The organism is Amnibacterium sp., from assembly GCF_036559085.1.
Lineage (GTDB): Bacteria > Actinomycetota > Actinomycetes > Actinomycetales > Microbacteriaceae > Amnibacterium.
Window position 1 is genome coordinate 24,617 of sequence record NZ_DATBTU010000067.1, and the last position, 26,331, is coordinate 50,947.

At 73.5% G+C, this 26,331-nt stretch carries 32 protein-coding genes; 19 read left to right on the forward strand and 13 right to left on the reverse strand.

Annotated features, from left to right (window positions below; all coding sequences use genetic code 11):
• Nucleotides 1-69 precede the first annotated feature (69 nt).
• On the forward strand, nucleotides 70-315 hold the full coding sequence (locus VIG76_RS11950; RefSeq protein WP_331954407.1) for a hypothetical protein: 246 nt from the start codon (nucleotides 70-72) through the stop codon (nucleotides 313-315).
• On the opposite strand, the gene VIG76_RS11955 is transcribed toward VIG76_RS11950, so the two are convergent.
• Both VIG76_RS11955 and VIG76_RS11960 read right to left on the reverse strand, forming a co-directional pair.
• The gene (locus VIG76_RS11955) at nucleotides 287-724 is read right to left on the reverse strand and encodes an OsmC family peroxiredoxin (protein ID WP_331954409.1); all 438 of its coding nucleotides are present in this window, start codon (nucleotides 722-724) and stop codon (nucleotides 287-289) included. The two genes, VIG76_RS11950 and VIG76_RS11955, sit on opposite strands and share 29 nt — an antisense overlap.
• A gap of 46 nt (nucleotides 725-770) precedes the next feature.
• Complete coding sequence (locus VIG76_RS11960) at nucleotides 771-1,688, reverse strand: oxygenase MpaB family protein (RefSeq protein ID WP_331954411.1); 918 nt, start codon at nucleotides 1,686-1,688, stop codon at nucleotides 771-773.
• A gap of 330 nt (nucleotides 1,689-2,018) precedes the next feature.
• On the opposite strand from VIG76_RS11960, the gene VIG76_RS11965 reads away from it, so the two are divergent.
• Nucleotides 2,019-3,005: a TIGR03557 family F420-dependent LLM class oxidoreductase gene (locus VIG76_RS11965; protein ID WP_331954413.1), complete on the forward strand. Its 987-nt coding sequence runs from the start codon at nucleotides 2,019-2,021 to the stop codon at nucleotides 3,003-3,005.
• 276 nt (nucleotides 3,006-3,281) lie between these two features.
• Here the strand turns inward: VIG76_RS11965 and VIG76_RS11970 are convergent, their stop codons facing one another.
• A complete protein-coding gene (locus tag VIG76_RS11970) occupies nucleotides 3,282-3,506 on the reverse strand; it encodes a DUF3072 domain-containing protein (protein ID WP_331954415.1) in 225 nt (74 codons plus the stop codon).
• Nucleotides 3,507-3,559: 53 nt separating this feature from the next.
• Nucleotides 3,560-4,231, reverse strand: coding sequence for an HAD family hydrolase (locus tag VIG76_RS11975; RefSeq protein ID WP_331954417.1), 672 nt, complete (start codon nucleotides 4,229-4,231; stop codon nucleotides 3,560-3,562).
• Nucleotides 4,232-4,284: 53 nt separating this feature from the next.
• Between VIG76_RS11975 and VIG76_RS11980 the strand changes: the two genes are divergently transcribed.
• Nucleotides 4,285-4,785 carry a metallophosphoesterase family protein gene (locus VIG76_RS11980; protein ID WP_331954419.1) on the forward strand — a complete coding sequence of 167 codons (501 nt, stop codon included), beginning with the start codon at nucleotides 4,285-4,287 and terminating at the stop codon, nucleotides 4,783-4,785.
• Between the two features lie 99 nt (nucleotides 4,786-4,884).
• Here VIG76_RS11980 and VIG76_RS11985 read toward each other — a convergent pair whose 3' ends face one another.
• On the reverse strand, nucleotides 4,885-5,721 hold the full coding sequence (locus VIG76_RS11985; protein ID WP_414640639.1) for a DUF3097 domain-containing protein: 837 nt from the start codon (nucleotides 5,719-5,721) through the stop codon (nucleotides 4,885-4,887).
• A gap of 111 nt (nucleotides 5,722-5,832) precedes the next feature.
• Between VIG76_RS11985 and VIG76_RS11990 the strand changes: the two genes are divergently transcribed.
• Entirely contained in the window at nucleotides 5,833-6,642 is an 810-nt protein-coding gene (locus VIG76_RS11990; RefSeq protein WP_331954421.1) for an NAD-dependent epimerase/dehydratase family protein, read from the forward strand.
• Nucleotides 6,639-7,379, forward strand: coding sequence for a DUF72 domain-containing protein (locus VIG76_RS11995; RefSeq protein ID WP_331954423.1), 741 nt, complete (start codon nucleotides 6,639-6,641; stop codon nucleotides 7,377-7,379). The genes VIG76_RS11990 and VIG76_RS11995 overlap by 4 nt, the downstream gene beginning before the upstream one ends.
• Nucleotides 7,380-7,391: 12 nt before the next feature.
• Here the strand turns inward: VIG76_RS11995 and VIG76_RS12000 are convergent, their stop codons facing one another.
• The 3 genes from VIG76_RS12000 to VIG76_RS12010 all read right to left on the reverse strand — a co-directional run bounded on the left by VIG76_RS12000 (nucleotide 7,392) and on the right by VIG76_RS12010 (nucleotide 10,861).
• Complete coding sequence (locus VIG76_RS12000; protein ID WP_331954425.1) at nucleotides 7,392-7,856, reverse strand: nucleoside deaminase; 465 nt, start codon at nucleotides 7,854-7,856, stop codon at nucleotides 7,392-7,394.
• Entirely contained in the window at nucleotides 7,853-9,331 is a 1,479-nt protein-coding gene (locus tag VIG76_RS12005; protein WP_331954427.1) for a purine-cytosine permease family protein, read from the reverse strand. Before VIG76_RS12005 ends, VIG76_RS12000 begins: the two co-directional genes overlap by 4 nt.
• Nucleotides 9,332-9,424: 93 nt before the next feature.
• A complete protein-coding gene (locus VIG76_RS12010; RefSeq protein ID WP_414640642.1) occupies nucleotides 9,425-10,861 on the reverse strand; it encodes a phytoene desaturase family protein in 1,437 nt (478 codons plus the stop codon).
• A 125-nt stretch (nucleotides 10,862-10,986) separates the two neighbouring features.
• Here VIG76_RS12010 and VIG76_RS12015 point away from each other — a divergent pair, with 125 nt between their 5' ends.
• Together VIG76_RS12015 and VIG76_RS12020 are read left to right on the forward strand one after the other, a co-directional pair.
• Entirely contained in the window at nucleotides 10,987-11,262 is a 276-nt protein-coding gene (locus VIG76_RS12015; protein WP_331954431.1) for a GNAT family N-acetyltransferase, read from the forward strand.
• A 64-nt stretch (nucleotides 11,263-11,326) separates the two neighbouring features.
• Nucleotides 11,327-11,812: an FBP domain-containing protein gene (locus VIG76_RS12020; RefSeq protein ID WP_331954434.1), complete on the forward strand. Its 486-nt coding sequence runs from the start codon at nucleotides 11,327-11,329 to the stop codon at nucleotides 11,810-11,812.
• Between the two features lie 3 nt (nucleotides 11,813-11,815).
• Here VIG76_RS12020 and VIG76_RS12025 read toward each other — a convergent pair whose 3' ends face one another.
• The 3 genes from VIG76_RS12025 to VIG76_RS12035 all read right to left on the reverse strand — a co-directional run bounded on the left by VIG76_RS12025 (nucleotide 11,816) and on the right by VIG76_RS12035 (nucleotide 15,123).
• Nucleotides 11,816-12,319 (reverse strand): hypothetical protein, encoded by a 504-nt coding sequence (locus VIG76_RS12025; protein WP_331954436.1) that lies wholly within the window; start codon nucleotides 12,317-12,319, stop codon nucleotides 11,816-11,818.
• A 479-nt stretch (nucleotides 12,320-12,798) separates the two neighbouring features.
• Nucleotides 12,799-14,307 carry a DUF7059 domain-containing protein gene (locus tag VIG76_RS12030; RefSeq protein ID WP_331954438.1) on the reverse strand — a complete coding sequence of 503 codons (1,509 nt, stop codon included), beginning with the start codon at nucleotides 14,305-14,307 and terminating at the stop codon, nucleotides 12,799-12,801.
• Between the two features lie 429 nt (nucleotides 14,308-14,736).
• Nucleotides 14,737-15,123: a VOC family protein gene (locus VIG76_RS12035; RefSeq protein ID WP_331954440.1), complete on the reverse strand. Its 387-nt coding sequence runs from the start codon at nucleotides 15,121-15,123 to the stop codon at nucleotides 14,737-14,739.
• 250 nt (nucleotides 15,124-15,373) lie between these two features.
• Here VIG76_RS12035 and VIG76_RS15195 point away from each other — a divergent pair, with 250 nt between their 5' ends.
• From VIG76_RS15195 to VIG76_RS12090, 11 genes are all read left to right on the forward strand, one after another.
• Complete coding sequence (locus tag VIG76_RS15195; RefSeq protein WP_414640643.1) at nucleotides 15,374-15,451, forward strand: hypothetical protein; 78 nt, start codon at nucleotides 15,374-15,376, stop codon at nucleotides 15,449-15,451.
• Between the two features lie 106 nt (nucleotides 15,452-15,557).
• Nucleotides 15,558-16,445, forward strand: coding sequence for an alpha/beta hydrolase family protein (locus tag VIG76_RS12045; RefSeq protein ID WP_331954442.1), 888 nt, complete (start codon nucleotides 15,558-15,560; stop codon nucleotides 16,443-16,445).
• A 14-nt stretch (nucleotides 16,446-16,459) separates the two neighbouring features.
• Nucleotides 16,460-17,623: a hypothetical protein gene (locus VIG76_RS12050; protein ID WP_331954444.1), complete on the forward strand. Its 1,164-nt coding sequence runs from the start codon at nucleotides 16,460-16,462 to the stop codon at nucleotides 17,621-17,623.
• Nucleotides 17,624-17,908: 285 nt separating this feature from the next.
• Entirely contained in the window at nucleotides 17,909-19,162 is a 1,254-nt protein-coding gene (locus tag VIG76_RS12055; protein WP_331954446.1) for an HNH endonuclease signature motif containing protein, read from the forward strand.
• Nucleotides 19,163-19,230: 68 nt separating this feature from the next.
• Nucleotides 19,231-19,386 carry a hypothetical protein gene (locus VIG76_RS12060; RefSeq protein ID WP_331954448.1) on the forward strand — a complete coding sequence of 52 codons (156 nt, stop codon included), beginning with the start codon at nucleotides 19,231-19,233 and terminating at the stop codon, nucleotides 19,384-19,386.
• Nucleotides 19,387-19,455: 69 nt separating this feature from the next.
• Complete coding sequence (locus VIG76_RS12065) at nucleotides 19,456-20,112, forward strand: DUF1345 domain-containing protein (RefSeq protein ID WP_331954450.1); 657 nt, start codon at nucleotides 19,456-19,458, stop codon at nucleotides 20,110-20,112.
• Between the two features lie 48 nt (nucleotides 20,113-20,160).
• Complete coding sequence (locus VIG76_RS12070; protein WP_331954452.1) at nucleotides 20,161-21,132, forward strand: endonuclease/exonuclease/phosphatase family protein; 972 nt, start codon at nucleotides 20,161-20,163, stop codon at nucleotides 21,130-21,132.
• A gap of 31 nt (nucleotides 21,133-21,163) precedes the next feature.
• Nucleotides 21,164-21,670 (forward strand): HIT family protein, encoded by a 507-nt coding sequence (locus VIG76_RS12075; protein ID WP_331954454.1) that lies wholly within the window; start codon nucleotides 21,164-21,166, stop codon nucleotides 21,668-21,670.
• A 32-nt stretch (nucleotides 21,671-21,702) separates the two neighbouring features.
• Nucleotides 21,703-22,587: a DUF4349 domain-containing protein gene (locus VIG76_RS12080; protein ID WP_331954456.1), complete on the forward strand. Its 885-nt coding sequence runs from the start codon at nucleotides 21,703-21,705 to the stop codon at nucleotides 22,585-22,587.
• 23 nt (nucleotides 22,588-22,610) lie between these two features.
• Nucleotides 22,611-23,174, forward strand: a complete 564-nt coding sequence (locus VIG76_RS12085; protein WP_331954458.1) for an RNA polymerase sigma factor — start codon at nucleotides 22,611-22,613, stop codon at nucleotides 23,172-23,174.
• Entirely contained in the window at nucleotides 23,171-23,668 is a 498-nt protein-coding gene (locus tag VIG76_RS12090; RefSeq protein ID WP_331954460.1) for a hypothetical protein, read from the forward strand. Before VIG76_RS12085 ends, VIG76_RS12090 begins: the two co-directional genes overlap by 4 nt.
• Before the next feature lie 16 nt (nucleotides 23,669-23,684).
• Here VIG76_RS12090 and VIG76_RS12095 read toward each other — a convergent pair whose 3' ends face one another.
• Complete coding sequence (locus VIG76_RS12095) at nucleotides 23,685-23,933, reverse strand: hypothetical protein (RefSeq protein ID WP_331954462.1); 249 nt, start codon at nucleotides 23,931-23,933, stop codon at nucleotides 23,685-23,687.
• Nucleotides 23,934-24,010: 77 nt separating this feature from the next.
• On the opposite strand from VIG76_RS12095, the gene VIG76_RS12100 reads away from it, so the two are divergent.
• On the forward strand, nucleotides 24,011-24,364 hold the full coding sequence (locus tag VIG76_RS12100; RefSeq protein WP_331954464.1) for a PRC-barrel domain containing protein: 354 nt from the start codon (nucleotides 24,011-24,013) through the stop codon (nucleotides 24,362-24,364).
• Nucleotides 24,365-24,371: 7 nt separating this feature from the next.
• Here the strand turns inward: VIG76_RS12100 and VIG76_RS12105 are convergent, their stop codons facing one another.
• Complete coding sequence (locus tag VIG76_RS12105) at nucleotides 24,372-26,309, reverse strand: DUF5107 domain-containing protein (protein ID WP_331954466.1); 1,938 nt, start codon at nucleotides 26,307-26,309, stop codon at nucleotides 24,372-24,374.
• Between the last annotated feature and the right edge of the window lie 22 nt (nucleotides 26,310-26,331).

Genomic DNA, 26,331 nt, shown 5'->3' on the forward strand with positions numbered 1-26,331 from the left:
GGCTACACGCCGTGGCAGAGCCCTCGTGCCGAGGCGGACGTCCTCCCTGCTGCTCCCAGGCTCTGCCGCATGCCGATCGTCGACAACGCCGTGTACGTGGACGGCCGCCGCACCCCGGATCCGTCGAGCCTTGAGGAGATCGTCGACCTCGTCGAGCAGCGGCACGGGTCCGGGTGGATCGGCCTCGACCGGCCGTCGGAGGCCGAGCTGCGCGCGGTCGCGGACGAGTTCGCGCTGCATCCCCTGGCCGCGCTGAAGCGCTGGCAGCCTGCTCAGGTGCTCGTGGTCAGGAGACGAGTGCCGCGTCGACGGTGATCGTCGTGCCGGTCAGCGCCTTGCTCACCGGGCAGGTGTCCTTCGCGTCCTGGGCGGCCTTCGCGAAGCCGTCGGCGTCGAGGCCCTCGACCTCGCCGCGCACCGTGATGACGATCCCGGTGATCCGGAAGCCCTGCGTGTCCGGGCCGAGGGAGACGTCCGCCTTCACGTCGAGCGAGTGCGGCGTGCCGCCGGCCTCGGCGATCACGGCGGAGAGCTGCATGGCGTAGCAGGCCGAGTGCGCCGCGGCGATGAGCTCCTCGGGGCTCGTGACGCCCTGCGCCTCGTCGGCGGTGCGGCGGGGGAACGACACCTCGTAGGTGCCGACGCCGGAGCTCGAGAGCTCGACGTGGCCGGAGCCGTCCATGAGGCCGCCGTCCCAGGCGGTGCGTGCGGTGCGAGTGGGCATGTGGATCTCCTTCTGCTCGAGGGCGACGGCCCGGAAGCGGGACCGACTATTCCGTGCGGCCGCCGACCGGCTGCTGTGTGGTCTCGAGGCGGGCGAGCCGCTCGCGGGCCTGCCCGACCGCCGCGGCGGGGCCGAGCAGCGCGGCGGTCATGCCGAGCACCCGGCGCGTCGCGGCGATCCCGATCGACCCCGCGGGACGCAGCCCGAGCATCCGCTGCGCCCGCGGCGGCAGGGCGGCGACGGCGCCGTTGAACAGCAGCGGGTAGCTCGGCCGGAGCAGCCGGGGCAGGGGCGGCCGGCGGATGAAGCGCACGGCGTCGCGCACCCGGTCGTCGGCCCTGAGCACGCCGCTCGCCCAGACCGCGTCGAGCTGCGCGTCGAGCTCGGCGACCGACCGGGGCGGATCCGCGACCCCCATCAGCTCGCCCGCGAGCGCCCAGTCGCGCACGTAGGCGTCGGCTCCGCCGGGGATCGGATTCGTGGAGAGGAGCAGGTGGGTGCGGAGGAACGAGTCGGCGAAGGCGAGGTGCACCCAGGACAGCAGGTCGGGGTCGCTGGCCGCATAGGGCACGGGCTTCCCCGACGCGTCGAGGTAGGTGCCGCGCACCCGCTCGTGGATCCTCGACACCCACGCGCTCGCCCCCCGCGCCTGGCCGGTGCTGCCGAAGCTCACCGTCGTGATCCAGCGGATGGTGCCGTCGAGGCGCCCGAACGGGTCCTCCCGGTAGCGGGAGTGGTCGTGCACGCCGGCCATCGCGCCCGGGTGCAGGGCCTGCATCAGCAGGGCCCGGGGACCGGCGACGAGGGTGGCGATGTCGCGGTGGACGGCCCACACCGCGCCGTCCGGCTCGAAGTAGCCGGCGTCCTCGCCGTCCGACAGAGCCCGCGTCCACTCAGGGATGCCGGCGGGCTGCCCCGACAGCACCTCGAGCAGCTTCGCGCGCAGGAGGCCGGCCGGGGTCACCTCAGCATTCTGCGACGCCGGGCGGTCGCCCTCGTTCCCGCGGCCGTCCGCTCCCAGCCGTCTTCGAGCGGACGGGGCCGCCTGCAGCCCTTCTCGCCCGCGACCCCTGCGATTCGCTGCGCAATCGACGGAGTTCTCGCACGCAAGGCCCCTGGATCCCCATGAACAGGTGCCCTGATGCGGTTTCTCCGTCGTTTGCGCAGGAGGGATCGGCTGGCGCTGCGCAGGGCGTAGCGCACGGCGCACCCGCGGCCGGCACTCAGGCCGGTCCCATCCGCCTGCCCGGCGCGGCTCCTAGCGTGACCCGCGACCGACACGGGAGGAGCAGTCATGACGAGGTTCGGGTACACCCTGATGACCGAGCAGAGCGGCGTGAAGGAGATCGTCTCGTACGGCATCCGCGCCGAGGAGGTGGGCTTCGACTTCGAGGTCTCCAGCGACCACTACTCGCCCTGGCTCACCGAGCAGGGGCACGCGGGCTACGCCTGGACGATGCTCGGCGCGGTCGCCCACGCGACCAGCCGGGTCGAGCTCGCGAGCTACGTGACGTGCCCGACCATCCGCTACCACCCGGCCGTCGTCGCGCAGAAGGCGGCGACGATGCAGGTGCTCTCCGACGGCCGCTTCATCCTGGGCATGGGCGCCGGCGAGAACCTCAACGAGCACGTGGTCGGCCAGGGCTGGCCGCCGGTGCAGCAGCGCCAGGACATGCTCGAGGAGGCCGTGCACATCATCCGCGCGCTGCACACGGGCGAGCTGGTGACCTGGGAGGGTGAGTACTTCCGAGTCGATTCCGCCCGGATCTGGGATGCGCCCGACGGCGGCGTGCCCATCGGCCTCGCGGTCTCCGGAGATTCCTCGGTCGGGCGGTTCGCGCCGCTCGCCGACCACCTGATCGCGACCGACCCGAAGCCCGAGCTGCTGCGGGGCTGGGACGACGCCCGCGGATCGGATGCGCCCGCGTCGCGGAAGATCGGGCAGATCCCGATCTGCTGGGCGCCCGACAAGCAGCAGGCCATCGATCTCGCGCACGAGCAGTTCCGCTGGTTCGGCGGGGGCTGGGGCGTGAACGCCGACCTGCCGACGCCGCACGGCTTCGCCTCGGCGAGCAGGTTCGTCCGCAAGGAGGACGTGGCCGAGAGCATCGCCTGCGGCCCCGACCTCGACGAGCTCGTCGAGGGCGTGCGACCGCTCTGGGAGGCCGGCTTCACCGACATCGCCGTCGTGCAGGTGGGCGACCGGCTGCAGCAGCGCTTCCTCGACGAGGTCGCCGAGCCGCTCCTCGAGAAGCTGCGGGCGGCGGCGGCGAAGGGGTGACGCGCACTGCCGGTGCGCTCACGCCGTCCGGGCCCGCAACCTCGCGCTGCGGGCGTCGGCGGGCGCGGGTTCGGCATGGATGGCGGGCCGGCCGTGCCGCGTGTAGGGCGGTGTGCCCGGTGTAGGCCGTCGTGCGGTGTGTCGGCCTAGGGCCGGGACGGATGCCTACGGCCGGGACGAGGGCGCATCCGGATGACGGCGATCCGGCCGGAAGACCGTGGATCAGCCCGATCCGGCCGTCTGCCGGCAGGATCGCCGTCGTCGTGACGGCTGGGCCTACTGGCCGCGGCCCGTCTTGTCCTGGAGGCGGTCGATGTGCTCCGACGCCTCCGCCTTCGTGATGTCAGCGGGGATCTGCTCCCCCGCCTCGCGCGCCAGGGTGTCGAGGTAGCTCTTCTGGGCGCCGGTCGCGGGCTCGTCGCCGGTCACCCAGTCGCTCGGGTCCTTCTCGGTGCTGGAGCCCTCGGGTCCGCCCAGCATCTCCGTCGTGTCATCGCTCATGTGTTCGAGAGTACGAACGGCGGATGAGCGTCCGCCGAGCGCCGCACGACCGTTCAGCCGCGGTAGATCGGGCTCTCGTCGAGGCGCTGCAGCAGGTCGGCGACGTCGTCGTACACGGCGATCGCGCCCGCATCCGTCAGCTCCCCCGGGCCGATCCCGCCGGTGCGCACGCCGACCCCGTCGACCCCCGCCTTCTTCGCCGCCTGCATGTCCCAGGCCGCGTCGCCGACCATCAGCGCATCCCCCGGCTCGACGCCCGCCTTCTTCAGCGCCATCTGCACCACGCCGGGTGCGGGCTTCGCCTCCGCGACGTCCTCCGAGGTCGTGTACTCGGCCACCGCGTCGTCGATCTGCAGCACCTGCTGCAGCACCTCGAACTCCTCCTGCGGCGCGGAGGTGGCGAGCACCACCTTCAGACCGCGGCCGGCGAGCTCGCGGAGCAGCTCCTGCGCCTGCTCGAAGGAGCGCAGCCGCTCGGCGTCGCGCTTGTAGTGCGTCGAGTGCCGCTCCTTCGCCTCGTCGCCGAGCCGGTCGAGGTCGTCGCCGAGCAGCACCTCGAGCAGCTTGCCGGAGTCCATCCCGATCGCCCGGTGGATCCGCCAGACCGGCACCGGGTGCCCGACATCCGCGAAGGCGCGGGCCCACGCGTCGACGTGGAGGTAGTTGGAGTCGACGAGGGTGCCGTCGATGTCGAACAGGATCGCGGTGTATCGGGCGTCGGCCATGCAGGCGAGAAAAGCAGAGGCACCTGCACGGGCACCCGGACCAGGATGGGGAGATGCCGGTCCGTCTCCTCGTCCTCGCCGACACGCACCTGCCGAAGCGGGCGAAGGTGCTGCCGGACGAGGTGCTGGCCGAGCTCGCGACCGCCGACGGCGTCGTGCACGCGGGCGACTGGGTGGACGAGGCGACCCTCGACCTGCTCGAGGCACGCGCGCCGTTCGTGCTCGGCTGCGCGGGCAACAACGACGGACCCGAGCTGCACCGGCGGCTGCCCGAGGTCGCGCGGCGCGAGCTCGAGGGCGTCCGACTCGCCGTCGTGCACGAGACCGGCGCATCCGTGGGCCGCGAGCCGCGGATGGAGGCCCGGTTCCCGGAGACCGACGTGCTCGTCTTCGGGCACAGCCACATCCCGTGGGACTCCACGACACCGGCGGGGCTGCGCCTGCTGAACCCCGGCTCCCCCACCGACCGGCGACGCCAGCCGCATCGCACCTACGGCGTGCTCACCCTCGACGCTGGCCGCATCGACTGGGCCCTGCACCGCCTCGGCGCCTGACCCCCATCGCGCCGTTCCGGAGAAATCGGACGACACGCCGCCCGAAGAGCGCCGGACCCGGCGTGTCGCGCAGGAACTCCGGAACGGCGCGATTCCGGGCTACGCGGTGACGAAGTCGATCAGCTGCTCGACCCGGCCGAGCAGCGCCGGCTCGAGGTGCCCGTAGTGGTCGACGCGGCTGAGGATGCGCTTCCACGCGGCGGCGATGTCCGCCTGGTCCTCGTGCGGCCACTTCAGCGCCGCGCAGATGCCGTGCTTCCACTCGATGCCGCGCGGGATCACCGGCCAGGCCTTGATCCCCAGCCGCTCGGGCTTCACGGCCTGCCAGATGTCGATGTAGGGGTGCCCGACGACGAGCACGGTGTTCCCCCACGGCTTCGTCGCCGCGGCGGCGATGCGGCTCTCCTTGCTGTTCGCGACGAGGTGGTCGACGAGCACGCCGACGCGCCGCTCGGGGTCCGGCTTGAAGACCTTCAGCACCTCGTCGAGGTGGTCGACGCCCTCCAGGTACTCGACCGCGACGCCCTCGATCCGCAGGTCGTGGCCCCACACCTTCTCGATGAGGTCCGCGTCGTGGCGGCCCTCGACGAAGATGCGGCTGCCGCGCGCGACCCGGGCCTTCGCATCCGCGACCGCGTAGGACCCGGATGCGCTCCGCAGCGGCCGGGACGACGCCGGCCCCACCTTGGGCACCCGCAGCGCGACCGCCTGCCCGTCGATCAGGAAGCCCGGCCCGATCGGGAACACCCGCACCTTGCCGCGGCGGTCCTCGAGGCGCACCATCCGCCCCTCCACGCCGACGACCGCGCCGACGAAGCCGCTCGCGACCTCCTCGACGACGAGGTCGCGCACCGCCTCGACCACCTTGGGCGGCGGGGCCTTCTTCTTCCAGCCGCCGTCCGCCAGCACGTCCGCGCCGTATCGATCGATGCTCACCCGCTCGACGGTAGGCGCCGGATCCGCGGCCGCCGGGATCCGGCGCCGCGCGTCCGAAGGTCGGGCCGGCCCTCAGCGGCTGCCGGGTAGCGTCGGTCCGGGAGGCGCACGATGTCCCGGATCCTCATCACCGGCGCCGCCGGCCGCATCGGCACGGCGCTCGCCCCGCTGCTGCGCGAGCAGGGCTTCCAGCTGCGGCTGCTCGACCTGCAGCAGCCCTCTGCCGTGACCGACGCCGACGAGGTCGTGCTCGGCTCCGTCACAGACGAGGCGCTCGTGCGCGAGGCCGCGGAGGGCGTCGACCTGCTGCTGCACCTCGCGAGCTTCCCGACCGACCGCGAGTGGCGGCGGATGATCGACGTCAACCTCGAGTCGGTGCACGTCGTCCTCGAGGCGGCGCGGGAGGCCCGCGTGCCGGTGACGCTGCTCGCGAGCTCCGGGCACGCGGTCGGGTACACGCCGGCGTCCGAGGTGGGCGACACCGTTCCGTACCCCCGCCCCGACAGCCTCTACGGCTTCGCGAAGGCCGCCGGCGAGGCGCTCGCGAGCCTCTACGCGGACCACTTCGGCATGCGGATCGTCTCCGCCCGCATCCTCACGTTCGACGAGCGGCCCCGGACGGCCAGGGCGCTCGGCACCTGGGTCTCCCCCGCCGACCTCGCGCGCCTGGTCGTCGCCGCGCAGGCCGCCCCGGTCGGCCACCGCATCGTCTGGGGCGTCTCGGCGAACACGCGGCGGCCGGTGTCGCTCGAGGCCGGCCTCGCGCTCGGCTACCGCCCGGAGGACGACGCGGAGCGCTGGGCCGACGACGTGGCAGGCGAGCTCGGGCTGCCGGACGCAGCCGCGATCCCGCCCCTCGGCGACGAGCCGCTCGGCGGCGAGGTCGCCGATCCGGCGCGCCCGCTCGGGCGACCCTGGTGACGCCGCAGCCCGGCGCGGCGCACATCGGCACCTCCGGCTGGAGCTACGACCACTGGAGCGGCGTGCTGTACGAGCCGCAGCTGCCGCCCCGGCGCCGCCTCGAGGTGTACACGACGCGCTTCCCAACGGTCGAGCTGAACGCGAGCTTCTACCGCTGGCCGCCCGCCCGCACCTTCGCCGGCTGGCGCGAGCGGCTGCCGCCCGGCTTCCTGCTGTCGGTGAAGGCACCGCGGGGTCTCACGCACGCCAAGCGCCTGCTCGAGCCCGAGCAGTGGATCGAGCGGATCGCCGCGGGCTGGCACGAGCTCGGGCCGGCGCGGGCGATCCTGCTGGTGCAGCTGCACCCGAAGCACGAGCGCGACGACGCCCGGCTGCGGTACTTCCTCGCGCACGTCCCCGACTGGATCCGAGTCGCCGTCGAGTTCCGGCACCCGTCGTGGCATGTCGAGGAGGTGTTCGGCATCCTCGAGGAGCACGGCGCCGCCTACTGCGTGATGAGCGGCGCCCGCCTGCCGTGCATCCTGCGGGCGACGGCGCAGACCGTCTACGTGCGGTTCCACGGCCCCGACGCGGAATCGCTCTACGCCGGTTCCTACAGCGACGACGACCTGCGCTGGTGGGCCGACCGCATCCGCGAGTGGCAGGACGGCAGCCACGAGGTGTTCGCCTACTTCAACAACGACGGCGAGGGGCACGCGGTCCGCAACGCCTGGCGGCTCGCGGAGCTGCTCGGCTGAGCCGCGGCGGGGTCACTCCTCGCCGATGTCCTCGTTCCACACCTCGGGATTGACCCGGATGTAGTCCGCCATCATCGCGATGAGGTCCGGGTCCTCGAGCACGACGACCTCGGTGCCGTGCTCGGCGAGCCAGTCCTGACCGCCCATGAAGTTGACGTCCTCACCGACGACGACCCGCCCGATGCCGAACTGGCGCACGAGCCCGGAGCAGTACCAGCAGGGCGACAGGGTCGTCGCCATCGTGGTGTCCCGGTACGAGCGCTGCCGGCCGGCCGCGCGGAACGCATCCGTCTCGCCGTGCACGGACGCGTCGTCGTGCTGCACCCGCCGGTTGTGGCCCGCCCCCAGCAGGCGCCCCTCGCGATCGAAGAGCGCCGCGCCGATCGGGATGCCGCCCTCGCGGGCGCCGATCCGAGCCTGCTCCGCGGCGACCGCGAGCTTCTCCTCGTCGGTGACGTATCGCCGCTCGTCGCTCACGCCGCGCTCGCCGCGTCGGTGTGCGCCGGCACCTCGTAGCCGTCCTTCGGCAGCGCGCCGCCGAGCCGGGGCTTGAACACCGGGAAGAGGAGCAGGTAGATCCCGGCGGCGAGCACGAAGCCGACCAGCGGCGTCAGGTCGCCGATGCCGTAGTCGGACACGAAGCCGCCGCTGAACTTCTCCGTCGGCGCGACGAGCAGGCCGGTGTACAGCGTCTGGTTCGAGAACAGCCAGATCGAGACGACGATGCCGACCACGAGCCCGATGAAGCCCGGCCAGTTCGTGTACCGGGCGTCGTCGGCGAGGAACGCGGCGATGCGGGTGCCGCGGCGCATGTAGCGGTCCGCGAGCACGACCCCGAGCCACGGGGCGATCCAGTAGGCGATGACGAGGAGGAAGTTCTCGTAGGTGCCCTTCGGGTCGGCGCTCGCCGCGAGCGCGATGAAGAAGCCGATCACCCCGAAACCGACCGCGACGATGCCGCGGCGCAGGGAGAACGGGATGCGGACGCCCGCGGCGAGGAAGCTCATCGCGCCCGAGTAGATGTTCAGCGCGTTCGCGGCGATCGCGCCGACGCAGATCGCGAGCAGCGTCAGCTTGCCGACCAGCACAGGCATGACATCCGTCGAGGTGAAGAGGTCGGTCGGCGTGCCCTTGCCGAAGTCGACGATGGTGGCCGCCGCGGCGCCGGCCGCCATCAGCACGGTGCAGGAGACGAAGTCGCCGAGGAAGGCCGCGACGCCGGTCTTCACGGCGGAGGTGCGGGCGGGCAGGTAGCGGGAGTAGTCCGTGGCGTACGGGTTCCATCCGGCCGCGTAGCCGAAGGCAGCGGCCATCGCGACGGTGAAGCCGCCGAAGCCGGCGGTCATCCCGCCGGGGCCGCCGTTCGCGCCGCCCGAGAGGTGCCCCGAGGAGACGGCGTAGATCGTGGCGATGAGGAAGATGATGCCGAGCACGATCGAGGCGTACCGCTCGAAGCCCTGCACGAGATCGTGCCCGATGAACGCGACCGCGACCTGCACGACCACGATGATCAGCAGGCTCAGCCAGATCGGGATGCCCGTCAGGCTGGTCAACGCGAACGCCCCGCTGACCGAGTTCGTCGCGAACCAGCCGAGCCCCGCCAGCACGGTGTTCAGCGCGGCCGGGAGGATGTTGCCGCGCGTCCCGAAGGCCGTGCGGCCGAGCACCATCTGCGCGACGCCGTCGCGCGGGCCCCAGCTCGAGAGGATGCCCTGCGTGAGGCTGCCGAGCAGGTTGCCGAGCACGAGCGCGCCCATCGCCTGCCAGAACCCGAGGCCGAAGAACGCGACCGCGATGATCCCGACGTAGATGGTCGCGAACTCGAGGTTCGGCGCCGTCCAGGTCGCGAGCAGCTGCCACGGCGAGCCGTGCCGTGCCTCGAGTGGGATCGCCTCGATCCCACCCGCCTCGACGATGGACTTTCGCGCGGTCGTGGTGCTCGTGGCTGTCACAGGATCAGAGCCTAGACAGCGTTCGGGGGCGCGCGCCGCCGCCGTGACCGTTCCGCGAGGCACTGGTAACCGGCCCGAAACACGGGGCCGGGATCAGCGCAGGACGGGCGGCGTCCGGATGCCGAACTCGTGCCGCAGGGCGCTCCTCGCGGCGAGGTAGCCGGCCTGGCCGTGCACCCCGGGCCCGGGTGCCGCAGCGGACGAGCAGAGATAGACGCCGCGGCCGACGTGCCAGGGGTCGGACGACGGCAGCGGCCGGGCGACGAGCTGCAGCACGTCCACCGCGCCCGCCGCGATGTCGCCGCCGCCGTAGTTCGGGTCGTACCGCTCCATGTCCGCGGCGCTGCGCGCGTTCGTGGCGAGCACGAGATCGCGGAAGCCGGGCGCGAACCGCTCGATCTGCGCGGTGACGAGCTCCATCGGGTCGATCCGCGCCCCGTTCGGCAGGTGCGTGTAGGTCCAGAGCACGTGCTTGCCGGCCGGCGCCCGGCTCGGATCGACGAGGGTGGGCTGCGACACGAGCACGTACGGATGCGGGGGCACGCGCCCGGCGGCCACGTCGCGCTCCCCCGCGGCGATCTCGGCGCGGCTGCCGCCGAGGTGCAGGGTGACGGCCTCGCGGGCCTCCGGATTCGTCCACGGCACGGGCCCGTCGAGGGCGAAGTCGACCTTGCCGACGCCGTCGCCGAACCGGAAGCGGCCGAGCAGCAGGCGCAGCGGCGCCGGGATGCGGCGCCCGGCGATGCGCAGCAGCGCGGGCACGCTCGTGTCGAAGAGCACGACGGCGGCGGCCGGCAGGTCGGCGGGGCCGCGCAGGTCGCGGCCGGTCTCGATCCGCCCGCCGTGCGCGATGAGGTCCGCGGCGAGGGCGTCCACGATCACCTGGCTGCCGCCGACGGGCACCGGCCAGCCACCGGCGTGCCCGGTGACCGCGAGCGCCAGCCCGGCGGCGGCCGGCCCGAGGGCCGGCATCGGCCGGATGGTGTGGGCCATCACCCCGGTGAGGAGCGCAGGCGCCTCCTCGGTCCGCCAGCGGCGGTCCCAGGAGGGGCTGCCCTGCTCGATCGCCCGCAGCCCGAAGCGCACCGCCGTGACCGGGTCCGGCGGCACGCGCAGCACCGGGCCGAGCGTGAACCGGGCGACCTCCGCGGAGCGGGCGACGAGCGGGCCGAGCAGCCGGTTCCACGCGGGGCCGTCGGCGCCGAGCCCGTTCGCGGTGCGCCGCAGGTCGCGCCAGGCGAGGCCGGCGCGTCCGTCGTCGAGCGGATGCGCGTAGGAGAGCTCCGGCGTGACGAACGGCACCTTGGCGGCCAGGCCGAACCGGCGGAAGAACGGCGAGGCCAGCGCCATCGGATGCACGGCCGAGCCGAGGTCGTGCCGGAAGCCGGGCAGCGTCACCTCGGCCGTCCTGGCGCCGCCGCCGATCGTCTCGCCGCGCTCGACGACCGTGACGGAGAGCCCCGCCCGGGCGAGCGTCACCGCGGCGGCGAGGCCGTTGGGGCCGGCGCCGACGATCAGCGCATCCGGGATCCTCACCGCCGTCGGACGACCGGACGGGGTGCGGGCATCCCCCGATCCTCCCCGGCCGCACCCCGGCGGCACAACCGGTGTGACCCCTGTTTGCCGGGGCAGACGCCGGGAGGCAGGATGACCGCATGCCGGAGATCACCACCGTGCACGACGACGTGCACTCCCGTTACCTCGCGTCCCTCGACGGCGAGGTGATCGGCGAGGCGGTGTACCGCGACACGGAGGACGGCCGGATCTTCACCCACAGCGAGATCAACCCGGCGTTCGAGCACCAGGGCTACGGCACGCAGATGGTGCGGGCCGCCCTCGACGACACCCGGAGCGCCGGGCTGAAGCCGATCGGGCAGTGCTCGATGGTGCGCAACTTCCTCGCCGAGCACCCGGACTACGCCCGCCGCTGACGCTCGGGCACGCGGTCGTACACTGGACGGGCCGTTCCGAGACGGCATCCACACCATGCAGCCGTTGACCGAAGCCCAGATCCGCGAGTCGTTCGTGAACGTGTCGAAGGGGGACGCGGCGAAGGTGCCGATGCCCGGTCTGCACGAGGTGGTCTGGGACGAGCGGGAGTACCTCGGCTGGCACGACGCCCGCGCTCCGCGCCGCGCGTACCTCACGGTGTGGAAGGGCGACCGGCCGGTGTCGTTCGTGCTGCGCAGCGCGGAGCGGCGCATCCGCAGCGGCATCAGCGCGATGTGCTCGCTCTGCCAGATGCCGCAGCCGGGCGGCCAGGTGACGCTGTTCGCGGCGCCCAGGTCCGGTGAGGCGGGCCGCAACGGCGACACGATCGGCACCTACATCTGCGCGGATCTCGGCTGCTCCGCGATCATCCGCATCGCTCCCCCGGCAGCGCCGATGCAGCTGCCGCCGGAGGAGGTCGTGCAGCGCCGCATCCAGGGTCTCGAGAAACGGCTCGGCGCCTTCACGGACGGCGTGCTCGGCGCCGCGTAGGCGCTAGAACCCGACGCCGCCGCCGGAGAACCCGGGGGTGGCCGCCACCGCGGCGATCCGGTAGATGCTGGCCTGCCGGTCCTCGTCGACCTCGGACCCCGCCGTCGCGATCGCGTCGAGCTGGTCGCGGAGGTAGCGGAACAGCGCGGTCGCGACCTGCAGGCGGTCGGCGTCCGCGGGACGGTGGTCGCGGTCCGGCTGCTGCAGCGTCATCGCGATCACGGCCGCGGTCGCCCGCGCCCGCACGAGCACCTTCGCCTCGACGACCCGGTTCACCTCGCGCCGCGGCGGTGAGCCGGGCTCGAGCTCCCAGGCCTCCGGCAGCAGCTCGTCGAACCCGCGGATGACGAGCCGCACCCGGTCGAGGTCCTCCTGGAACTGCGACGGCCCCGCGCCGGCCGCGAAGAGCCGCGAGTCGCCCGCCAGGATCCGCTCGAGCTCCGCCTCCCGGCGGTGCAGCACCGCCAGGTGCTCCGCGAGCACCGTCCTCAGCACCGCCTTGCGCATGGATCCGCCCTCCTCGGTGCAGGTGTACTCCGAATCGATGGGAGACGGCTTGTGGCCTGCGGGCGGATGTGCCGGATGTGCCGGATGGAGGCATCCGTGCCGGGCGTATGCCTGGATGTGGCGTGTCGGCCTCCACCCGGGACGGTCCCCTACCGCCGGGACGCGGCGGATGGCGAGGGGTGCCGACGCCTGGTGGGCGCACCATCCGCACCTGGTCACGGCCTCTCGAGCCCGATGAGCGGCAGGGATGTGGATGGGTGCGCTGCGAACGGAGGATGCGGTCGGGAGCGGAGGACGTCGAGGCCGGTTCCGTCATCCGTGGGCGACGGAGTCCTCCGTTGGCGACGCGACAGGGCCGGTGGATGCGCCGGATGTAGGCATCCGTGCCGGGTGTAGCGCCGGATGCGGCGTGTCGGCCTCCGCCCGCGACGATCCCCTACGGCCGGGACGCGGCAGATGAACGGTTCGGGGCGGCGCGGTCAGGACGGGATGCGGAGGAAGCCCTCCACCAACAGCTCCCGGACCACCGGCAGCACGTCGTGCAGCGTCTCGGCCCCGTCGACCTGCAGGATGCGGGCGACCGCGCGCACGATGTCCTCCAGCGCGAGCTCACCGTCGCAGGCGCCGACGACCGCAGCCGTGACGGTGTCGACCCGCCGGACGCGCGCGAAGCCGGAGCCCTGGCGCAGCTCGAGCACCGTCGGGTCGGCCTCGCCGGGCCAGTGGTGCCGGTGCTCGGTGACGTCCGGGGCGACCGCGAGGCGTGCGCCCGCGAGCGTGTCGTCGCGGCGCGCGGCCTGCCAGTCGTGCGCGGCGAGCCCCGCGGCGATCGCCTCGGCCACGCCGCCGGCGAGGGGCGCGTCGAGGTGCTCGAAGCGCCGCATCGGCGCGGTGCCCGGACCCGGGGCGCGCAGCGTCATGTAGCCCGCGCCGATCGCGGTCACGCCGCGATCTGCGAAGTCGTCGAGCCAGGCCCGCACGAGCGCGCGCCAGCGGGCGGTACCGGGATGCGCGCCGCCGTCGCGCACCCACGTCTCGGCGTACTCCGCGGGGTCGAGCAGGTCGCGCTGCACGACCCAGACGTCGAGGCCGGCCGCCCAGCCGAGCACGCGGTCCCGGGCCGCAGCCTCGTCGCCGCGCACCTCCCAGTTGCCGAGCAGCTGCGCGATCCCGCCCGGGGCCAGGTGCTCGCGGGCGCCGGAGACGACCGCGGCGACCAGCCCGTCGCCGACAGCGCCGCCGTCGCGGTAGGTGTACGCGGGCACGCCGTCCGCGCCGCGCGGCGTGATGACGAACGGCGGGTTCGAGACGATCCGGTCGAACCGCTCCCCCGCGACGGGCGCGTAGAGGTCCCCGAGCCGCAGGTCGATCTCGACGCCGTTCAGCGCCGCGTTCAGGCCGGCGAAGCGGATGGCGCGGGGCGACACGTCCGTGCCGACGACGCGCGACGCGGTGCGGAGCGCATGCAGGGCCTGGATGCCGCTGCCGGTGCCGAGGTCGAGCACGGTACCGCCGTCTGCCGGCACGGTGATGCCCGCGAGCGTCGAGGACGCCGCGCCCGCGCCGAGCACGTGCTCGTCGGGCAGCTCGCCGCCGAGCGCGAGCTCGCCGAGGTCGGAGACGATCCACCAGGACGCGACGCCGTGCTCATCCGCGATCGCGGAGGGTCGCAGGTCGACGATCGCGCGCACCCCGTCGCCGTCGACCTCGACGAGGCCGAGCGCGACCGCGCCGTCCAGTCCGAGCCGCGGGAAAGCGGTGGCGGCCTCCTCGAGACGCACGCTGCCGCCGAGCACGAACAGCCGGCCGAGCAGCCGCACCCGGCTGGGCTCGCGCCGGTCGAGCTCGAGCAACGCCGGCACGGGGTCGTCACGGCCGAGCGCCGCAGCGGCCACCGGGCCCCACGCCTCCTCGAGGCCCTCGACGGTGAAGCCCGCCAGGTCGGCGCGGAGCGCTGAGAGCAGCTCGGGATCGGCGACGTCCTGCACGCCCCCATCCTCCCCGCCGACGCGCCGCGGTCGCATCCCGTGCACGGAGCGGAGGCGTCGACGTCCGCTTCAGGGCGCGCCTGCCGGCCCGTTCCCCGGGCCTGAAACCGGTGGAGCGAGTCGGCGGGATGCGCGGCGCACGGTCTCACGGTGCACCGCGCATCCCGCGGCGCCGCAGCAGGGGTGGGTCCCCCGGCGGTCGAGGACGCCCGGATGAAGAGTGAAGAGAGAAGCTGTCTCCGTGGCGTCTGGAAGGACACTATCCGGGCCGGACGGAGCGTCGGATCCATGTCGTGCACCCCGTTCCGGGGGGTTTGGATAACGATTCGAACCGCCTCCGAGAACCCGCCTGATCGGGCCCTCGGAGGGTGCCCTGGGAACCCCGGGGAAGTACCCCGGAACCCCGTCGGCCCGGCGTGTCGAGCCCCGTCAGTCGCCTTCCTGCAGCACCGCGAGGATGTTGCCCGCCGGGTCGGTGAACCAGGCGATGTCGGGTCCGTAGCCCGCGGCACGGCCACGGGCGATGCCCCGCTCGTCCTGGTGGAACCCGTCGTAGACGGTCATCGTCACGCCGGCAGCGGCGAGGGCGTCGACCGCCGCGTCGATGTCGGGCACCGAGAAGTTCAGCACCGTGAAGGTCGCCGGCCGGTGGTCCGCCTTCGGGTACACCCAGAGGTGGTCGTCGCCGGGCAGCTCGACGTTCACGCCGCCCGTGCCCTCGTGGATGCGCAGCCCGAGCGTCTCCCCGTAGAAGCGCCGGGCGGCGTCGAGGTCGTCGACGGAGATCCCGCCGAAGGTCGTGGCCTGCTCGAACATGTGGCTCCGTCCACGAACGGAACCGCTCCGTCCTGTGGCGCGAACCTAGACCCGGCGTGCGACAGCCGGAAGAGGCGGTCAGGGCGTGAAGACCGGCCGCAGGCCGCCCTCCTTCTTGTGCTTGAAGATGTCGTAGCCGTGGCTGCCCTGCTCGAGCGGCAGCACCTGCGTCGCGAGGTACTTCGAGCCGATCCCGCGGCTGGTGCCCTTCGGCCGGCCCGTCCAGCCGGCTGAGGTCGCCCCCGTGTACGTGCTGCTCGCATCCGACGAGGGGAGCTGCATGTCGGGTGCGCGGGTCGCCGTGACCGGCGGCAAGCCGATCCTCTGAGCCCCGGCCGCGTTCCCTGAACGTCGACCCTGAGGCGCCGCTGTCCAGGGATTCCTGTTCCACGCCGATGCGTGCGGACCCCGTCCGAGTCGCGCAGAATGGCGCGGTGCCCGCCCCGCTCCCCCATCTCAGCAGCCGCCTGGTCGGCGCGCTCACGGCGATGGTCGTGACAGCGGCCGCGCTGTCCGGCTGCGCGGCCACGACGCCTTCCGGCACGGGCCTGAGCGGCCCGGCACCCGCGCCGATCTCGGCCCGGTCCGCCGCCGCAGCGGTGGCGGCGACGACGGTCGACGAGCCGCACACGTCGTCGGTGCTGCTCGTCCCGGCGCACCCACGGGCCCTGGCCGTCTTCGTGCACGGCAGCGGGCAGACGCACGACGCGATCCTGACGATCGACCACGACCGCGCCGTCGCGCAGGAGCTCGCTCGGCACGGCTACGTGGTGCTCGCGGCCGACGCCGACGACCGGGCCTGGGGCGACCCGGCCAGCGTCCAGGAGTACGAGCGGCTGATCACGTGGGCCGAGCTGAGGTACGACGTGCACCAGGTCGACCTGGTCGCCGAGTCGATGGGCGGCCTCGCGACCATGCAGCTCGCCGCGCGGATGCAGGACGTCGCGGCCGTCACCGCGTGGTATCCCGTCTGCGACCTCCGCACGATGGAGCACAAGCCGGCCTTCGCCGCGGCGATCACGAAGGCCTGGGCCGGCCTCGACCGCAGCGCGGTCTCCCCGGTGCAGGTGCCTCCCGTCCCGATGATGGTCTGGGCCTCACCCGACGACACCGTCGTCGACGCGTCTCGCAACGCCGCCGTCTGCGTCACGGAGGGCCGGGCCGCGGGCGGTTCGGTGACCTACATCCGCACCACCGGGAACCACGGCGACCGGTCGAACTTCCACCCGGCGGAGGTGCTCGCGTTCTTCGATGCGCACCTCGCCCCCCGGAATGGGATACGAACCGCGGTGGAGAAATCCTCCGCGATCCCCCGCCCGTGACCCACACTGTTCCGATGCACCGCTCCCTCGCCCGCGGGATCGCTGCGGCGGCGCTGATGACAGCGGCTCTCGTGGCGCTGCCCCAGGCCGCCTTCGCGAATCAGACGGTGCCCGGCGGCGGCGGCTCCATCCCCGTGTCGGCCCTCGTCGCACCGCAGGCGGATCCCGCCGTGGCGACCGCGCCCGCCCCGCGCGTGGCGACGACGGATCCGACGGCTCCGAAGCACGCGAGCGCCTCGAAGCGGCCGACCGCACCGGCCACGCGGCGGTCGGCGACGACCACCGCGACGTCGGCGCCGACCAAGGCCGCCCCGGCGAAGACCGCCCCCGCGAAGACCGCCCCTGCGCCGGCGAAGACGCCGACCGCGACCACGGGCTCGGACATCTCCTATCCGCAGTGCTCCCTGACGCCGCCGTCGAACCGGCTGTTCGGCGTGATCGGCGTGAACGGCGGCACGGCGAAGGACTTCAACCCCTGCCTCGCGAAGCAGTTCACCTGGGCGACGCAGACGATCGGCGGCTCCCAGCAGGACCGCGCATCGCTGTACATCAACACCGCGAACCCGGCCGGCCAGGGCTCCTGGTGGCCCTCGTCCGACTCGGATCGTCCGCCGATCGACCGCACCGTCCCAGGTCCGACCGCGTCCCTCCCGACCGCACCGGTCACGTATCCGAACGGCAGCGCCGTCGGATGCAGCCCGGCGTCCGATCCGTACGGTCCGGCCTGCTCCTACGTCTACGGCTACGTCCGGGCGATGCAGGCGGTCGAGTACGCCGAGGAGACGCTCGGGAGCTCGTACTCGGGCACCCTGCGCTGGTGGCTCGACACCGAGACGAGCAACACCTGGGCGGGCAGCACGACCGCCAACGCGGCCTCGCTCGCCGGCGCCGCGACCGCGCTCGCCCGGGCCTCGTCCGACGGCACGACCCGCGTCGGCGTCTACTCGTCGACGGCGCAGTACGTGACCATCACCGGCGGCACCGGCAGCGCGGTCCCGAACCTGCCCGACGGCGAGACGAACCCGCTCATCGGCCTGCCCGAGTGGGGCGCCGGAGCGTCGAACCTGAAGGGCGCGCAGTCGAACTGCGGCGTCAAGCCCTTCACGGGCGGGGCGATCACGCTGACGCAGTACGTCTCGGGATCCTTCGACTTCGACGTCTCCTGCGCGGGGTACTGACCCGCGCGCTCGTCGCCACGGGCCCCCCGAGCAGCGTTCGGACTGGCGAGCGCCGTGGAGCCTGCTCGCCGGTCGGATCGCTGCTCGCGATCGGGCCGCGTCGAACGCGGCGCTGAGAGCTGAAGATCACCACCCGCTCAGGTCGCTCCACCCACTCCGCCCACTGGCTATCCCGCCCCGGAAGACCCGGTTCGGAGTTGCGACATTCGAACGCGTGTTCTAGACTCGTCGTCAACGGGATCGTGCCACCCGATGGATCAGTTCTCATCCGTCCGGAGGCAGGTCATGCTCGACCAGGAGCCGTCGTTCCCCGAACCGGTGCTCCCGGAGCCCGGAGCGGTGCTCGCCGCGGTGATGCAGCACGTCGGGGATCGCCAGCGCGAGCTGCAGATCGCTGAAGCGGCGCGGATCGTCGCGCTGCTCGAGGCCTACCGCGTCACCATGGAGGACGCGGAGATCGCCGGCGAGCCGACCAGCCGGGATCGCTACGTGGCGAAGGGCTTCCTCGTCGCCGCCGGCACGGTGCTGCGGATGTCGCAGCGGGGCGCCGCGCACCTGCTCGACACCGCATCCGCGGTGCGCGGGTCGCTCCCCCGCTCCTGGGAGGTCTTCCTCGCCGGCGAATGCAGTTGGCGCCTGCTCGATCTCACACACCAGCAGGCGGACGGTCTGGAGGGCGAGCCGCGGCGACGGTTCGACGAGGCCGCGGCGCTGCTGCTCTCCACGCTGTCGGCCCCGGACCTGAAGCAACGGCTCCATCGGCTCCGGGAACGACTGGACCCCGGAGCGGCGCCCGAACGCGCAGCCCGCGCAGCGCGGTCGCGGCACTCCACCATCCAGCCGCTGCCCGACGGGCAGGCCGCATGGACCCTGATCGGGCCCGCGCACGTGCTCGCGGCGATCGAGGACGGCGTCCACCAGCAGGCGGTCGCGCTGCACGGCCTGCCGGGCGAGGACCGCTGCTTCGGCGCCCTGCGCTTCGACGTCGCCACCGACATCCTGCTGCAGGGCCTCTGCCAGGACGCCGGCCCCGGCGCGGGCGAGCCGGCTCGCAAGGCGGTCACGCCGACCGTGATCCTGACCATCCCCGCGCTCACCCTGCTCGGCCTCGGCGACGAGTGCCCGAACCTCGCGGGGTACGGCCCGATCGACATCGAGACCGCGAAGCGCCTGGCGGGCGACGCGGACAGCTGGACCCGGGTCTTCACCGACCCGATCACCGGCGACCTGGCCGCGGTCGACGCGGAGGCGCGCCGGATCCCCCAAGTGCTGAAGCGCTGGCTGATCGTGCGGGACGAGACCTGCAGGGCTCCCGGATGCGGGCGGCCGGCGAACCGATGCGACATCGACCACGTCCGCCGGTACGAGCACGGCGGCCCCACCTCACCCGACAACCTGGTCTGCCTCTGCCGAGGGCATCACGCCGTGAAGGACGACGGCTGCTGGACGGTGACCCTGCTGCCCGGAGGCCGGATGGAATGGCGCTCCCGCTGGGGCACGGTGCGGACCACCGAACCCGCGGTGCGCGCCCGCATCTGACGCTCCGCCGGAAGCACTCGTCAGCATCCGCTCGGCGGGTGTCCGGAATCGCTCCCTAGGTTTCGGCCATGCCGCTGGAGACCCTCGCCACCCTGTCCACCATCGGCGTGCTGCAGGCCGGCACCTCGACCCCGGTGATCAACGTCGCGCTCGTGGTCATCCTGATCCTGGTGGTCGTCGTGATCGTCGCCGGGGTCGTGTTCTTCATCCGCAGGAAGCAGTAGGGCCACCTCCGACCGGCGACACGCCCCTGCCCGCCGCCCAGGGGCTCCCCGTCGTGGTTCGGTGTCCGCATGTCCAGCGTCAACACCTACGACCGGAACCGCTTCGACTCCTGGGTCCGGGTCGTGCTCATGGCCGTGGTCGGTACCGTCGCCACGCTCGGCGTGGGTCTCGGCGGTGGTGGCTGGCTCGTGGCGCCGGCCGCCGGATGGGCCGCCGCGGCGGGCACCTTCCTGCTCGTCATCGCCGTGACGATCGGCCGCATCCCGCCGACCCAAACGGGTGCGCACGCGACGCGCGAGGATGGCAGCCGTACGGCGTCCCACGTGCTGGTCGCCGTCGCCACGATCGCGAGCTTCGGCGCGGTGGCCCTGCTGCTGATCGGGGCGGGCACGACCTCCGGCGCCACGCGGATCGGGATGGTCGCGCTCGCCCTCGGCACGGTCGCGCTGTCGTGGCTGGTCACCCACACGCTCTTCGCGCTCCGCTACGCCGCGCTCTACTTCGACGAGGGCGGCGGGATCGACTTCAACCAGCGCACGCCGCCCGCGTACGGCGACTTCATCTACCTCGCCTTCACCATCGGCATGGCCTTCCAGGTCTCGGACACCGCCATCGACTCGCACCGCATCCGCGGCGCCGTGCTGCGCCACGGCCTGCTCTCCTACCTCACGGGCGCCGTCGTGCTCGCGACGGCGATCAACCTGGTCTCCGGACTCATCCAGTGACGAGGGTGCTGCGGGCGAGCAGGAGATGAGGATCTCGGTGAACCGCCGGTGAGACGCGGCGTCGCGCTCGGCGTGGCCCTGCTGCTGGTGGGCCTCGCGCTGCAGCTGGCCGGTCCGCTCGGCCTCGGGCGCCTGCCCGTCGTCGCCGCGCTCGTCGCTCCGCGGAACGCGATCACCGCCGTGATGGCGGTGCTCGGGGTCGTCCTGCTGCTGCTCGGTGTCCGTCGACGAACCAGGCGGCTCGTGTTGCTCGCCGGCGTCGCGCTGGTGCTCGTCGCGGCCGTCGGCCTGGTGATCGGCCTCAGCCGCGGAACGAGGATCGAGACCGCCGGCCCTCCCGCGCCCGGCACGATCCGGGTCCTGTCCTGGAACATCAACGGCGACCTCGTGCAGCCGTCTCTCGTCGCTCGCGTCGCCGCGCGGGAGCACGCGGACGTGGTCGTGCTCCCGGAGATCACGCCCGCGGAGAACGGCGCCGCTTGGATCCCGGCGTTCGCGGCCGCGGCGCTCCCGGTGACCGCCGTACCGTCGATCGGCACGAGCCGGGTTGCGACCGAGGTGCTCGTCGCAGGCCGGCTCGCGTCCTACCGGGACGGCGGCGGGCTGCGGGTGGCGCCTGGCACGTCGGCGATCGCGAAGCCGACGGACGCCCGGCTCCCGATCGTCGTCGCGCTGCACGCGGCACAGCCCTCCCTGTTCGGCAACGGCCTCTGGAACGCGGAGCTGGACGAGGTGGCCGCCGCCTGCGAGTCACCCGACGTCGTCGTGGTCGGCGACTTCAACGGCACGCTGGACGACTTCGGCGGCCCGCGGATCGGCGGCTGCCGCGATGCGGCGGCGCTCCGCGGCGACGCATCGCTCGGCACCTGGCCGACGGCCGTGCCGCCGCTGCTGGCGATGCCGATCGATCACGTGCTGCTCGGCGCGCGCTGGCAGGTGCGCAGCTTCTCGGTGCTCACCACCGAGGACGGCTCCGGCGCGCGACATCGGCCGATCCTCGCGGTGCTCGCCCGGCGATGAGAGGCCCAGGCCGGCCTGCTACCCAGGACGAATGAGCGACTGGCGGACGGACCGGGTCGGGTCAGCGCTCGCAGGACGCAACCCGACCGTGCTGACCCGGCTCGACGCCGGCTTCGCGGTGATCGGCGACGTGCAGTGGCTCCCCGGCTACTGCGTGCTGCTCACCGACCGGCCAGGCGTGAGCACGCTGTCGGACCTCGATCGGACGTCGCGGATCGCGTTCCTCACCGATCTCGCTGACCTCGGCGAGGCCGTCACCCGCGTCTGCCGCGCCCGAGATCCCGCGTTCCGTCGGGTGAACCTCGAGATCCTCGGCAACCAGGACGAGTTCCTCCATGCCCACGTCTGGCCCCGCTACTCGTGGGAGCCGCCGGAGCTCGTGCATCGGCCGGTGTGGCGGTACCCGGACGAGCGATGGAGCGACCCGAGCACCGCCCTCGGTCCGAGGCACGACGGACTCTGCGCCGACCTCGTGGCCGAGCTGAACCGCATCCGTCCGGAGCGGGGAGGCACTCGATCACGATCCGATAACCCCTGAGACGGACGAGGACGCACCGCACATGTCCGGGTATGAACGCCCGACCGCGTCGCCTCACCATCGTCCTGCTCGCCACGAGCACGGTCCTCCTCACCGGAGCCCTCGCCGGCTGCACCGGCTCCGGCAGCGGCGGCTCCTCGGCATCCTCCGCCGGATCGGGCGGCTATGCGGTGGGCGCGTCCGACGCCGGAGGGAAGACCACCGGCGCGGCGGCCGGCCACTCGAGCGCGACGGCCGACGACCGGGCCGTGGTCACCACCGGGAACCTCGACCTGCTGTCATCCGACCCCATCGCGGCGTCCCACGCGATCAGCACCGTCGTCACCGGCGCCGGCGGTCGCGTGCAGTCGCTCAGCGAGCAGCCGAAGGGCCAGGCGTCCACCGACCTCACGGTGCGCATCCCCTCGGCGGTCTTCGACTCGACCCTGACCGCGATCGAGCACCACGGGAGGACGCGATCCGTGAGCGTCCACAGCACCGACGTCACCTCACAGGTGACCGATTACGGGGTCCGCATCGCGAACCTCCGCACGTCGATCGCCCGCCTGCAGACGCTGCTCGCCCGAGCGACCGACACCGGCGCCCTCGTGGAGATCGAGTCGAGCCTCACGACCCGGCAGACGGACCTCGAGCAGCTGCTCGCACAGCAGAAGGACCTCGCGGATCAGGTGTCCTACGCGACCCTCGGCATCACTGTCGAGTCGCCGCCGCTGGTGCGGAGCAGCGGCCCGGGGACGTTCGTCGCCGGGTTCCTCGCGGGGCTCACCGCGCTGGGGAGGACGCTCGCCACGCTCGCCGTGATCGTCGGGTTGCTGCTCCCGTGGGTCGTCGTGGTCGGACTGCTCGCCCTCGTGGGATGGTGGGCCGTTCGCCAGGTGCGGCGCCGCCGCCGCATCGCAGGAGCGCCCGGGGCGTGAGGCCGAGCACGATCGGAGGCGGTGTGGCGCTGGAGCCCAGCGAGCCGGAGGCGCCCGCGCCTTCGGATCGGGTGCTGCTCGCCGCCGCCGGCCGTGCGGCCGAACCGGCGTTCAAGCAGGTGCTGCAGCGGCACAGCGGCGTCGTCTACGCGGTGGCGTTCCGGCAGGTGGGCACGGTGGCGGATGCGGAGGAGCTCGTGCAGGACGCGTTCGTGCTGCTCTGGACGAAGCGGGCCCGACTGCGGTTCGTGGGCGAGTCGGCGCTCCCCTGGCTGATCGTGACCGTGAAGCACCTCGCCGCGAACCGGCGGCGGGCGATGCAGCGTCGGCAGCGGCACGAGGCGGGCGACGGCGCACTCGCACTCGCCGCCGTCGAGGCGCCCGAGGTCGACGACTACCTCGAGCGGGCGTTCGCGCGCCTGCCGGAGCTCGACGCGCTCGTGGCCCGGCTCTGCCTCGTCGAGGATCTCAGCTACGCGGAGGCGGCGGTCCGGTCGGGGTTGACGGAGTCCGCGGTGCGCAACCGGCTGAGCCGCACGCGCGGGCGGCTCCGCCGCGAGCTCGCCGAGGAACGGGGGATGCGATGAGCGACGGACTCCCCGACGAGCGACGGCTGCGGGCCGTCGAGCAGCAGGTGCTGACCCGTATCCGACGCCGTGCGGCGATCCGCACCCGCGTCGCGTCGAGCGCGGCGGGCGTCGCGATCCTCGTCGGCGCGGTCGTGCTCGTGCACCCCGTGCTCTCGACCGGTTTCGGCAGCGCTGGGGGCAGCTCGGGGTCGGCGGCCGGCGGCGGCACCTCGGCGGCGTCCTCGGCCGGCGGGATCGCCTGCCACGCGACGAGTGAGGCCCGCTCGAAGGTCACCTTCGCTCCGCTGCCGGCCCACGCCGACGCCGCGGCGGTGGCGGCCGCCTGCGCCGGCGCCGTGTCGAAGGGTGCGTACGACACGTCGGGCTCCAGCACGGCCGCACCGGCATCCGAGCTCGTCGTCTGCCGTACGAAGGACGGTGCGTTCGAGGTGTTCCCGAAGGACGCGCATCCGACGACGCTCTGCAGGCGGGACGGCCTCACGGCCGGATGAGGAGGTGCCGGCGCGGTCAGGGTCGCCCGCGCCGGGCGAGCACGACGCCCGTGAGCCCGGAGCCGGCCATCGCCGACCCCGCCACCACGAGCAGCAGCCCGAGGGGCTGGTGGGACGACGGCGGGGCGTACACCGTCTTCGGCAGCGGCGCGTAGGCGGTCCACCCGAACGATGCGGGGGCAGGCGCGACCAGGATCATCGCCAGCCCGGCGACGGCCGCCAGCACGCCGACGCCCGCCGCGATCGCGAACCAGAGCCGGGCCATCGCCCCAGTCTGGGGCAGCGCCGCCGTCCATAGCGGATGCGCAGCCGACGGTCAGCAGGATCCTCGAGAGTTCCCACATGAGCTTCCCCGCAGAGAACATCCGCCTCTGGGTCGGTCACGACGTGGTCGACCCCAAGGGCGACAAGATCGGCTCGCTGGAATCGATCTACTACGACACCGGGATCGACGAGCCCGCGTTCGGCGGCGTGCAGATCGGTCTCGTGGGCAAGAAGCTGATCTTCGTGCCGCTGCACGGCGGCGTCGTGGCTCCCGGCTACGTGAAGGTGCAGATCGACAAGAAGCTCGCGCGGGACTCGCCGTCCATCCCGACCGACGGCGAGCTCACCCGTGACCAGGAGGCCGCGGTGTTCGCACACTACGGGCTGCCCTACGACCTCGCAGGAGCGGACCGGCGGCTCGGCCGCCGCTGAGACCTCGTCAGGCCCCGTCCGTCTCGCGCATGTCGAAGCGCAGGACGGCGGGGACCTCGACGCCCGGCCGTACCTCCCGCCACAGGTCGGCGAGCGAGTCCTCGCCCTCCCGGAGGTCCGGCACCTCGAGTCCCGCGTCGAGGATCTCGGCCGCTCTGGCGGTGTCCCCGGTGCGTGTCGCCGCGAGCGCGAGCAGGTAGCCGGTCCGCCCCTCCGCCACTGCGGGCACCGCCATGGTGTCGAGGAGCGCGAGCGCGCGGTCCGGGCGTCCCGCCGCGAGCAGTGCCGTCGCGGCCTCGACCAGGAGCGCTCTGCTCGAGGGATCGAGGGCGCAGGCCGCCTCGAGGTGGCCGGCGCCGCCGTCCACGTCCCCGGATTCGAGCAGCACCAGGGCGAGGCCGCGATGCGCGGGAGCGCTCGCGCCGGCGTCGAGGGATGCGGTGTAGCACTCCGCTGCGTCATGGACGCGCCCCTCGGCGTGCGCGAGGGTCGCGCGGTGCAGCAGGGTCGCCGCGTCGGCCTGCGCGGCCTCGAGGAGCGCCCTCCAGCCGGCGCCGGCCACGAAGTGTGCCGCACCGGGGAACCGGCCGCGCTCGAGGAGCTCCAGCCACGGACGCTGCGCGTCCCCGAGGGTGTCGTCGCCGAACGGTGCGCCCGGATCGACGGCGGGCGGCGCGTCCCCCGACGCACGGCGGCGACGGTCCTCCAGGGCGCCCCAGCCGCTGCCCGCGAGGACGGGCACGACGGGCGGACGGTCCCGCATCCCGTGCAGCGCCTCGTCGGCGGCGGCGAGCGCGGCCGAGCGCGCGGCGAGCCGCTCGCCGCAGTGGGCGACCGCCGCGGACCAGTCGTCGCCGTGCGCCACGGCGGGGTCGACGCCCGCGGTCGAGTAGGCCTCGGTCCAGGCGAGCTCCGCCCGGCCCTGCAGCCGGACGTGCTCGAACTGGGTGGGCGCGAGGCCGGACTGGATCTCGAAGTAGTCGCCGTCGTCCTCGGGGTTCAGCCAGCGCTGCCACCGTCGCCCGCCGGGGCCGCTCCCCCAGGTGAAGAGCTTCCGCCCGGGCAGCGCTCGCGTCGACAGCATCGTGAGGCCGCCGCCGTGCTCGTCGACGGCGGCGATCCACGGCAGCGCGCCCGGCGGGAGGTCGAAGAAGAAGTCCCGGGCGGCGGGGCTGCGCGCGGGCCAGGTGCAGTCCACGCCGTCGTCGTCCCTCGGATCGACCCGCGTGACCCCGCCCTCGTAGTCGGTCCGGAACGCGGAGTCGGCGGGGGCCACGACGCGGGTCCCCGGCAGCTGGGGCACGGCCGCGTTCGTCCACCAGTACATCGGCACCGCGGCGTCGCCGGGGTTCCGCACGGTGACCCGCACGTACAGGGACGGTGACCCGGGCGGCAGCCAGGCGTCGATGGTCGTCACGACCCCGCGGAGGCGCTCGTACTCCCACATCCGCAGCACCTCGGTGCCGTCCGGCCCGGGCAGCAGCGCCGCGTGCAGCGGCGAGCAGGTCGTCGGCGAGTGCCCCCTCGTCCCGATGTTGAACTCGATGCCGCCCGCGAACCAGGCGTTCCGGAGGGCCAGGTTCGCGAACTGGATCGCCTGGGGCGTGTGCACCAGCGAGGTGCCGGTCGTGCGGTCGACGAGCTCCCACAGCCGGCCGCCGAGCTCCGGCAGGAACACCGCCGTGAGGCGCTCGTTCTCGAGCACGACCGCCCGCAGCTCCCGCTCGATGCGGACGCGCGAGTAGCCGTCCTGCGCGCGGTACGGATGCAGGCAGCGGGGGTACCCGGTCCCCGCGCGCTCGACGATCTCGCGGGGCACCGAGGCGTCGAAGGACACGGGCACCTGCAGCGGCTCGCCGACCATGGGCAGCGGGTTCTCCGGCCCGAGCTCCGCCATGCGCACGCGCCGCGACTCGACGCGCACCGAGGCCCGCGCGGGCTCCATCACGTCCACCGTCGCCTCCCCG